The organism is bacterium, assembly GCA_035559435.1.
GTDB lineage: Bacteria > Zixibacteria > MSB-5A5 > WJJR01 > WJJR01 > JACQFV01.
In genome coordinates this window covers 23,137-30,055 of the sequence record DATMBC010000089.1, presented here as the reverse complement: position 1 = coordinate 30,055, position 6,919 = coordinate 23,137, and the positions used below count along the sequence as shown (strand labels likewise).

5 protein-coding genes are annotated in these 6,919 nt (G+C 61.7%); all 5 read left to right on the top strand.

The features are described 5' to 3' along the window. Positions 1 to 215 precede the first annotated feature (215 nt). The 5 genes from VNN55_10560 to VNN55_10540 all read left to right on the top strand — a co-directional run bounded on the left by VNN55_10560 (position 216) and on the right by VNN55_10540 (position 6,798). Complete coding sequence (locus tag VNN55_10560; GenBank protein HWO57995.1) at positions 216 to 2,240, top strand: class I tRNA ligase family protein; 2,025 nt, start codon at positions 216 to 218, stop codon at positions 2,238 to 2,240. 72 nt (positions 2,241 to 2,312) lie between these two features. Then, on the top strand, positions 2,313 to 3,809 hold the full coding sequence (gene gltX / locus VNN55_10555; protein HWO57994.1) for a glutamate--tRNA ligase: 1,497 nt from the start codon (positions 2,313 to 2,315) through the stop codon (positions 3,807 to 3,809). A gap of 60 nt (positions 3,810 to 3,869) precedes the next feature. Next, positions 3,870 to 5,324 (top strand): replication-associated recombination protein A, encoded by a 1,455-nt coding sequence (locus VNN55_10550; protein ID HWO57993.1) that lies wholly within the window; start codon positions 3,870 to 3,872, stop codon positions 5,322 to 5,324. A gap of 142 nt (positions 5,325 to 5,466) precedes the next feature. Continuing rightward, positions 5,467 to 5,940, top strand: a complete 474-nt coding sequence (locus tag VNN55_10545) for a polymer-forming cytoskeletal protein (GenBank protein HWO57992.1) — start codon at positions 5,467 to 5,469, stop codon at positions 5,938 to 5,940. Positions 5,941 to 6,111: 171 nt separating this feature from the next. Further along, on the top strand, positions 6,112 to 6,798 hold the full coding sequence (locus VNN55_10540) for a hypothetical protein (protein HWO57991.1): 687 nt from the start codon (positions 6,112 to 6,114) through the stop codon (positions 6,796 to 6,798). Positions 6,799 to 6,919 lie beyond the last annotated feature (121 nt).

Here is a 6,919-nt window from a genome sequence, read left to right as displayed (position 1 = left end):
GGGCGAGGCTCCCGCCGAGCCTGCTCTCCCGCGGCAGCAATCGAAGAGCAGGCTCGGCCGATGCCTCGCCCTTCCGAGATCGATCATTGTGTCGTCACGGCCACGCTGCGCCCTTCAGCCGCTGAAGAACCTGTTGAAATGAACGTCACGGTCTCCCATCTTTATTCTTCTGGAAAGGATTCACCTGGGCGCTGCTCCAGAGGTATCACAACGCGATGAACTCACCCGTCCCCGACAAACGACAACACAACGACGCGCGGCCGACTTTTCCACGGCGCGTGATCGTGACCGCCGGAATGCCTTATGGCAACAAGGACCTGCACTTTGGCCACATCGGCGGGGTCTTTGTGCATGCGGATGTCTTTGCCCGATTCCTGCGAGATCGGATCGGGAAAGAAAATGTCGTCTTTGTGTCCGGCACGGACTGCTATGGATCCTCGATCGTCGAGGCATACCGCATCGCCGTCGCGGAACAGGGTTTCACCGGCACGATCGAGCAGTTCGTGCGCGACAACCACGAACTGCAGAAGAAGTCTCTGGCCGCCTTCGACATCTCGCTGACTTTGTTCGCCGCGTCGGCTCTCGACGGCCCCGGCAAAACACATGAGGAATTGTGCGCGCAGCTGATGCGAATGCTGCACAAGGCGGGACACCTGGCGCAGAGGACCGGGAAGCAATTCTATGATCCCGTGACCTCGATGTTTTTGAATGGCCGCCAGGTGGAAGGCCTTTGCCCGATTGAGGGTTGCGCTTCGGACAAGGGGTACGCCGACGAGTGCGCGTTGGGGCACCAGTATGAGCCGCAGGATCTCATCAATCCCCGGAGCACGCTCTCCGGATCGGTGCCGATCCTGAAGGAAGTCAGCAACTGGTACGTGGATGTCCCCAAATTCAGAGCGTTGCTTGAGCGTTGGGTGAGCACGATCGAAGAGAGCGCGCAGGGCCGCCCGTTTGCCGCCAAATCCATCCGGGAGTTTCTTGAGCCGCCGGTCGTCTTCGTCAAGAAGGATGACCTGGAATCGGTCCATGAGACGTTGCGAGCGCTTCACGGCTACTCCGAGCGCAGCAGCAAGAGCCAGTCCGTGGGCCTGGTCTTCGAGAGTCTGGAAGAACGGGAGCGGGCGTGCGCGGCTCTGGCCGCGGCCGGTATCCGCTACCGCACGGGCAAGACCCTTGTGCCGTTTCGACTGACCGGCAATCAGGAGTGGGGCCTGCCCGCGCCCGTCCTGGAAGGCGAGCCGAAACGGACATGGTGGGTCTGGCCGGAATCGCTCTTTGCGCCGATATCGTTTTCGTCCCACTGCGGCAAGACCGGCAAAGCGAACCCGGCGAATTGGGAAGCGTGGTGGTGTTCCAGGGATGCGGCCGTCATCCAGTTCATCGGCGAGGACAATGTCTATTTCTACGGGCCCGCGGAAATGGCCATGTTCCTGGGTCTGCAGGGCCCGCGGCCGGTCTTCCCTCCGCCGGAGGGGACCATGCAGTTGCCGACGCTGGTCGTCAACAAACATGTGCAGTTTCTCAACAAGAAGATCAGCAGCAGCGGCCCGGTCAAACCGCCGGCCGCGACGGAGCTTTTGAATCACTACACGGCGGACCAACTGCGGGCGCATTTCTTTGGGCTCGGGCTCGGCAAGCAGGGGGTAAGCTTCCGGCCGAAGCCCTTCGACCCCGACGCCAAGGAGCTCGACGCCGACCCGGTGCTGGTCGAAGGGAATCTGCTCAGCAACGTGCTGAACCGCTGCGCCCGATCGTGCTTCTACACGCTCCAGAAGGAATTCGCCGGCCGCCTTCCGGCGCTGGCCGCCAGCGACGAGGCGCAGCGCGTCTCGAGAGAGACCGTGCTGCGGTACGAGCGCCAGATGCATGCGCACCAGTTCCAGCAGGTCATGGTGACGGTCGACAAATACATTCGCGATATCTCGAAATTTTGGGCGAAGAACTCGAAGACGGACGGCGCCGGGCGCATCGATCCCCAGGCGCTTGTCGATCTGTTCCACTATGTGCGTGTCGCCGCCGTGTTGGTGCATCCCATTGCCCCGCGCGGCAGCGAATTGATTCGTGAATGCTTCCGAATCGGCGAGGAATTCTGGTCGTGGGACCGCATCTTCGATCCGCTCGAAGCGTTTGTGGGGGACGTCGCCACGCATGAATTCAAGGTCATCCCGCCGCACTTTGACTTCTTCGAAAAGCACGAGTCGCAGGTCAGCCGGTACAAAGCGCAAACTGGCCGGGACTGAGCGGCCGGCGGCGCCGCCACGTTGCGCTCGCGGCTGCGTACCAAATTGCGCGAGGGACAATCGCAGGGTCACATGCAACGCACACAACCGGCATTGGATGACATGAACACGAAGAAGGTCGTGACACGGTTCGCGCCCAGCCCCTCTGGGTACATGCACATTGGCAATCTCCGCACGGCGCTGCATTCGTACCTGCTGGCCAAGTCCCACGGCGGCGTCTTCATACTGCGCATCGAGGACACCGACAGAAACCGTCTGGTCGAAAACGCCGTGCAGATCATTCTCGACACCCTGGCGTTGGCGGGATTGAAGTACGATGAAGGCCCGGGCATCGGAGGCCCGCACGGCCCCTATGTGCAGAGTGAGCGGAAAGACATCTACCTCGAGTACGCGCAGAGGCTGATCTCCGCCGGGCATGCGTACCGTTGCTTCTGCAAAAGTCCGAGCGCGGAGGAGGCGGGCGAGGCAACCGGCAGTTACGGCTACAACCGGCGTTGCCGGGACCTGTCGCCGGAGGACATCCGCGAAAAGCTCCAAAGCGGCCTGCCGCATGTGATCCGCCAAAAAGCGCCGCTGGACGGCGAGACCACCTTCGAAGATCTGGTCTTTGGCACGATCACCAAAGCCAACGCCGATCTGCAGGACATCGTCCTGATCAAGTCGGATGGATATCCCACGTACAATTTCGCCCACGTGGTGGACGACCACCTGATGGGGGTGACCCATGTGGTGCGCGGATCGGAATACCTCTCCTCCACCCCGCAGTTCGTCAACATCTACGACGCCTTCGGCTGGGAACGTCCCCAGTACGTCCACTTGCCGCTGATCATGGGGAAAGGCGAGGACGGCACCATCTCCAAACTCTCGAAAAGACATGGGGCGGTGAGTTTTCAGGACCTGATCAAGGACGGGTTCCTGCCCGAGAGCATTATCAACTACATCGCCCTGCTCGGCTGGAGCCCCAAAGACACAAGCGAGGAATTCTTCACGCTCGATGAGCTGGTGCAGAGATTTCGCGTGTCCGGCATCAACAAGTCGGCGTCCATCTTCGATTACGAAAAGCTGCTATGGTACAACGGCATGTACATCCGCAAGCTGACGCCGGAGCGCTTCGAGGAACTCGCGCGCCCTTATGTGAGGCAGGTTGTCTCCCGGGACATCGACGTTGCCAAGCTGTTGAAATTGCTGCAGCCCCGCATCGAGAAGTTCTCCCAGATTCCGTCGCAGATTTCCTTCTTTGAAGAACTGCCCGATTTTGATTGCGGGTTGTTCACCAACAAAGCGCACAAGGCGACGATCGATAGCGCGCGACACATCCTGCCTGCCGCCCTCGACCGGCTGCGGGCCGTTGAGCCATGGAATAACGACACGCTGTTCGCGGAGCTGAAGGCGCTCGCGGCCTCCCTTGGGTTGAAGGCCGGGGCTGTCATGTGGGCGGTCCGGATTGCCGTCTCTGGCACCAGCGTCACGCCGGGCGGAGCGACGGAGATTCTCGAAATCCTTGGTCGGCAGGAGTCGCTGCGGCGCTTGACGCTCAGTCTGGAAAAACTGAGCGCCTGCACCGGATAGCTTTCGTACTCATGCGGCAGACGGTCTGATTCCGCTTCGCCCGACCGGGGACAGCACACGATGGATTCCCCATCCCTCTTTGCATCGGAACCGCATGAGCCGCTGGCGGCGCGAATGCGCCCGCGGACGCTGGAGGAATTTGTCGGACAGGAGCATCTGCTCGGGCCGGGCAAGCCGCTGCGTCGGGCCATCGAGTCGGACCGGATCGGCTCGATGATCTTCTGGGGGCCGCCGGGATCGGGGAAGACCACGCTCGCCCGGCTCATCTCCAAGACCACCGGCGCCGATTTCATTCTCTTCTCGGCGGTCCTCTCCGGGGTCAAGGAGGTGCGCGCGGCGGTCGAGCGGGCCGAAAAGCGGCGCGCTTTCGACGGCGGACGCACCATCCTCTTTGTCGATGAAATCCATCGTTTCAACAAGGCGCAGCAGGACGCCTTCCTGCCGCATGTCGAGACCGGAACCCTGATTCTGATCGGGGCCACCACCGAGAACCCGTCGTTTGAAGTCAACTCGGCGCTGCTGTCACGGATGACGGTGTACATTCTGCATCCGCTGACGGATGAGAATCTCGCCAGAATCCTGCGGAGCGCGCTGACGGATGCCGAGCGCGGCCTCGGCGCCCAGGGGATCGCGGCCGACGATGAGGTCCTGATGCTGATGGCGGCGCTTTGCAACGGCGACGCGCGTCGGGCGCTGACACTGCTGGAGACAGCGGCGGCGGATCTGGAAAGCAAATCCAGGGAGGGCGACGCTCCTGCTGAGCCGGTCAGTTCACGCGGCGCGGCATCAAATGCAGGCTCGGCGGAAGCCTCGCCCTCCCGATTTGCGTCACCCCTCCCGAGAGCGATCACGGCGGAGTTGATTCGCGACATCGTGCAGCGCAAAACCGAGCTGTATGACAAATCCGGCGAAGAGCATTTCAACATCATCTCGGCCCTGCACAAGTCACTGCGCGGCTCCGATCCGGATGCGGCGCTTTATTGGCTCTACCGCATGCTGGAAGGGGGCGAGGACCCGCTCTACATCGCCCGCCGTCTGGTCCGTTTTGCGGTCGAAGACATCGGCCTGGCCGACCCACGGGCGCTGACGATCGCCCTAGCCGCCAAGGACACCTACCACTTCCTCGGCTCCCCCGAGGGCGAACTGGCGCTGGCCGAGGCGGTGGTCTACATGGCCGTCGCGCCGAAATCCAACGCGGTCTACATGGCCGAGAAGGCGGTCAAGCGCGCCATCGGCGAGAACCCCTCCGCACCGGTGCCGCTGTGGATTCGCAACGCGGTCACTACCTTGATGAAGCGAGTCGGTTACGGAAAGGGATATCTCTACGCCCACGATTTCGACGGGGGTATTGTCGACCAGCACTACCTGCCCGACCGACTGGAAGGGACCAGGTTCTACCGGCCGACCGACCGCGGGCTGGAGGAACGGATCGCCCAGCGTCTGGCCGAGATCGCCGCGCTCAAGGAACGATTCCGCAAAGAGCATCCCCCCGCGGAGGACACGCCGGCGGAGTGAACGGAGTTTGAAACCTGCCGATGTATAAGAGAAGGCGCGATGCGCTTTTTCTCTGGTCACGGCCGGACCGACGCTGTAATATCGCAGGAGAGTTGGGTCGGCGACGCAGTTTCACGCCATTCGCGGACAGGAGATGATGGCCATGTTCAAGTCGAAGGACGAGGACGCCGCGATTTTCGACGGAGGGTCGAGCACCATGAACACAATTATCGGCAAGGACACGACGATCTCCGGCACGATGGAAGTGTCGGGCACCCTGCGCGTCGACGGCGTCGTGAAAGGCGATGTCATTGTCTCCGATACCGTTGCGGTCGGTCCGACCGGCTCGGTCGAAGCCAATGTGCAGACCAAAAACGCGGTCATTTCCGGCGCCGTGAAGGGCAACATTCACGCCTCCGAGCGTATCGAGCTGCAGGCTAAGGCCAACATTACCGGTGACTTGATCACCAAATCCCTGGTGATCGAGCAGGGCGCCATCTTCCATGGCAACTGCAACATGAAGCAGGCGCCGGCGGCGCCGAACATCCCCGGGCTGTCCCAGCCGAGGCCCGAGGCGATGCGGATGCCGGTCGCTCCCGCTAAAGCTGTTCCCGAAGTAGCCGACAAAACACGATAAGGGGTCGGAAGATCCCCTGACGGCGTGTGTTCAAAACGCCCGACATTTGTTGACAAATTGTCAACATGGTGTTGGGCTTTGACTTGAACCCGAACCCCGCCGAGTTCGACCGATGTTGTCCACATTGCCTTTTTCACGGGGAATGCCGATAACATCTAAGGGAGATTCTGAATGCAGGTATTCGATGCCATTCTTCCGGTGCTGGCCACGGCCTTCTTCCTGGCCGGCTTCGGTGGATTGTGCATTCTGCTCCTGCAGATTCTGCGGGTCGCACGTCTCTCCAAGCGCGAAAAGAAATACCACTTGGTCGGCTGGCAGTCGGATGCGCGTCGCGCGCTGGTGGTGATCGGCGCCCTCTGCGCGATCGCGCTCGGGAACATGATCTTCTGGACCAATCGCGAACTGCGGCTCTACAGTCCCGCGTTTCCCGGCACGCCGGTGGGAATGGTCTCGATCCTGCGTCCCGACGGCGCCAAGACCCTTCCGCGGCTGGTGCTGTCCACCAGCGACGAGCAGGGGAAGCAGGCCTTCGAGGTCTTCCCGGTCCGCGATGCGATGTTCCGGCTCAAAGGCGAACGCATCCGCTGGTCGCAGCATCTGTCGGCTCTGGGGCTGAGCGACTTCTTCAAGGTCACCCGTCTGGAGTTCCTCCCCAGCGATCTGCTCCCCGACTCGGGCAGCACGCCGTTTTTCGTCGATGTGCGCCGCGGGTCGACCGGTCTGTTTGCCGGCCTGCGCCGCTGGGATGGCTGGTTGCCCTTCGTGAGCGTCGATACCCTCACATCGATGCCCTACAAGGCCGAGGGTGAGTATTCGGTGCAGTTGTACATCGATTCGACCGCCATCATTCTGCGGTAACCCAGGAACCAACCCCCGTCAGGGCACGTACCACCCACGTCAGTTCAAAGGTCTTGCGAACGGCAAAGCCATTGACTGGCCGACCGTTGTCTGTCGATACTTGCCGGTTCCCTCAATAGTC